Origin of the sequence: Salinicoccus sediminis (genome assembly GCF_000986795.1) — a bacterium.
Lineage (GTDB): Bacteria > Bacillota > Bacilli > Staphylococcales > Salinicoccaceae > Salinicoccus > Salinicoccus sediminis.
Genome location: NZ_LAYZ01000019.1, coordinates 1 through 328 on the forward strand (window position 1 = coordinate 1; position 328 = coordinate 328).

General features: G+C 47.6%; 1 protein-coding gene. It reads left to right on the forward strand.

The window, feature by feature from the left end; translation table 11 throughout:
* Positions 1 to 101: 101 nt before the first annotated feature.
* The coding region (locus WN59_RS07925) for a hypothetical protein (protein ID WP_046515422.1) at positions 102 to 328 on the forward strand (227 nt) is incomplete at its 3' end.

A 328-nucleotide genomic window follows, 5' to 3' on the forward strand; every position in this document is an offset into this window, starting at 1 on the left:
TCTTCCGATCTGTTCATGATCCATGCATTTACAATCATGCTGGCTGCCGCCTACATCATTGTACTGTTCACGGCATAACCCGGACGGATAGGAGGTGTTCCATGAGACGGGTCATACTGATACTGCTGATATTGATGCAGCTTATGTTTTTCATCAATTACATCATTAACGACGGCATAATATTCTTCAACATATATGTATGGTCCGTCCTGGGAGTCATTTCCCTGGTTACAGGATGGCGGGCGGTAAAAGCCGGACCCAATCTCTACGAGAACCGCAGAGTGCATTCCGGCCTCTCTCTCACCCTGTTCATCCTTTCGATTGCCTC